Here is a 2,297-nt window from a genome sequence, read left to right on the forward strand (position 1 = left end):
CCCCGGCGCTGTCGCCGGGGCGGGACGCGGCGCCGTGGAGTCCGCTGCCCGCCTGAGCCACCGTCGCGGCGTGCGGCGGGGTGCTCGGCGGCGAAAACCTGTGGGCGGGTCGCCGTGGGCGCTGTTAGTGTGCCGGTGGCCGTGCGAGAGACCGTGGAGGTGGTACCCGTGAGTGCAGTGTCGACAGGGGTGCTCCCTCGTGGGGTCATGGTCGGGCGGTAGGTCGTCCGGGAGCGCCGATCAGGAACGCTCCCGAAAGGCACGACCATGCGTGTGAGTTCCGAGCTGCGTCTCGACGATGGTGTCGTCGAACGCGTTTTCCTCCTCGGTGAGATCCCCGGGGTCCTGTGGACGCCCGCGTCGGCGCGGTCCGCGCCGGTGCCGCTGATCCTCACCGGTCATGGCGGCGGGCTGCACAAGCGGGAACCACGCCTGGTGGCCCGCGCCCGGTACACCGCGGCCGCCTACGGTTTCGCGGTGGCGGCCATCGACGCCCCCGGGCACGGCGAGCGGCCCCGGTCCCCCGCCGACGAGCGGCACCGCGGCGATCTGCGCCGCGCGCTGGCGGCCGGTGAGCCGGTCGGGGACATCGTCGATGCGTTTCTCGGCCCGCTGGTCGACACGGCGGTTCCCGAATGGCAGGCCACCTGCGACGCGCTGCTGGCGCTGCCCGAGATCGCCGGTCCGGTCGGTTACTCGGGGATGACCGCGGTCGGTGTCGCCCTCGCGGTGCTCGAGCCGCGGATCGCCGCCGCCGTGTTCTTCGGTCAGGGTTTCGTGCCGCGCCCCCAGCGCGAACAGGCCCGCCACGTCAGCCTGCCGCTGCTGTTCCTGCTGCAGTGGGATGACGCGGGGATGGCACGCCAGCCGATCCTGGACCTGTTCGACGCCTTCGGTTCCCGGGAGAAGACGCTGCACGCCAACCTCGGCGGGCACGCCGGTACGCCGTGGTTCGAGGTGGACGACACCGCCCGGTTCCTCACCCGGCATCTGAGGTAGGCCTGGCCGGTCAGGGGTGGTGTTCCTCGCGGGCGGCTCCGTCGGCGACCTCGAGGAACACCGGCCGGTGGGGTATCACCTGCGCGGGTGCGGGCGGGCGGTGGTGGCGGGCGACGGCGAGGGTGACGCCGCGCCCGACGCGTTTGGGCAGGATCAGACGCGGCGCTGGCAGTCCGGGGCTCGGGTGCAGGGGGATCAGGCAGGCGGTTTCGGCGACGCCGGGGATGCCCAGGGCCTTCTGGGCGGCAGCGCTGGGGTGGGTCACGGGGATGGTGGCGAGGCGGGCCGGGGGGTGGGCGAGCAGCGGCCAGCCGTGGTGGGCGGCGGCGGCGCGCAGGCCGGGGTCGTGCTGGCGGTGGGTGACGGTGGCCAGGGCGAGCACGGCGGTGGGGGCGACGGCGAGGGTGCGCAGGGCGTCGTCGATGAGGGTGAGGATCTGCGCCGCGGTGGCGCCGGGGCGCGCGCCGACGCCGAGGACGAGATCGGCCTGCGGTGCGGGCGCTGCGGGCCGATCGGTGCCGGGGGCCGGGTGGTCGGCTCCGTCTGGGTGATGGTCAGGCGGCACCGCGGTGCGCTCCCCCGCCGTGTGCGTGGGTGTGGTCGGCGGGTGGATGCGGGGCGCCGCGGCGGGCGGCGTGGGCGGCGGCCAGGAGCCGACGGGCGATGTCGGGGTGTCCGGCCCAGTGCAGGTGCAGGTAGGAGGCGTGGACGCGCAGGTGCACGAAGCCTTCGGCGCGCCAGCGGGAGGCGGGTGTGCCCTGGCGGCGGGTGGGGAGGTCGTCGGTGGCGGCGGGCAGCTGCCAGGCCGGTGGTGGGACGCCGGGCGCCGGGGGCGCCAGGGTGGTGCGGTGGAACTCGTGGGCGCCGAGGACCGTGCCGGCGGCGGCCAGGGGGCTGCTGGTGGCGGCGACCGCGGTGCGGTAGCCGAGGGTGAGGTGGGGGCCCATGATCGCGTCGATGGCCAGGACACCGCACATGGGGGCGTCCTGCAGGGTGCGGGCGAGGTAGAGCAGCCCGGCGCATTCGGCGGACACGGGATGGCCGGCGGCGGCGAACGCGGCGATCCGGGTGCGCAGCGGCGCGTTCGCGCTCAGGGCGCCGGCGTGTTCCTCGGGGAAACCACCGCCGATGATCAGCGCGTCGGTGCCGGCGGGCAGGGTTTCGTCGCGCAGCGGGTCGACGGTGAGGACCTCGGCGCCGGCGGCGGCGAGCAGTTCGACGTGTTCGGGGTAGCCGAAGGTGAACGCGGCGCCGCCGGCGACGGCGATCCGCGCGGGCCGGCCCGGGCGGGGGGCGGG

2 protein-coding genes and 1 pseudogene are annotated in these 2,297 nt (G+C 75.9%); 1 reads left to right on the top strand and 2 read right to left on the bottom strand.

Annotated elements, in window-relative coordinates; translation table 11 throughout:
* Positions 1–267 precede the first annotated feature (267 nt).
* The gene (locus tag MXD58_RS29480) at positions 268–999 is read left to right on the top strand and encodes an alpha/beta hydrolase (RefSeq protein ID WP_248839453.1); all 732 of its coding nucleotides are present in this window, start codon (positions 268–270) and stop codon (positions 997–999) included.
* Positions 1,000–1,009: 10 nt separating this feature from the next.
* On the opposite strand, the gene MXD58_RS29485 is transcribed toward MXD58_RS29480, so the two are convergent.
* Positions 1,010–1,564 (bottom strand): cobalamin biosynthesis protein, encoded by a 555-nt coding sequence (locus tag MXD58_RS29485; protein WP_248839454.1) that lies wholly within the window; start codon positions 1,562–1,564, stop codon positions 1,010–1,012.
* Positions 1,554–2,297: pseudogene (locus MXD58_RS29490) on the bottom strand (cobyrinate a,c-diamide synthase); the annotation flags it as partial. The pseudogene MXD58_RS29490 and the gene MXD58_RS29485, both read right to left, overlap by 11 nt.

It is taken from the genome of Frankia sp. AgKG'84/4 (assembly GCF_023242965.2).
GTDB lineage: Bacteria > Actinomycetota > Actinomycetes > Frankiales > Frankiaceae > Frankia.

Coding starts and splice junctions, on each gene's coding strand:
- MXD58_RS29480 (WP_248839453.1), top strand. CDS start 268: ATGCGTGTGAGTTCCGAGCTGCGTCTCGACGATGGTGTCGTCGAACGC.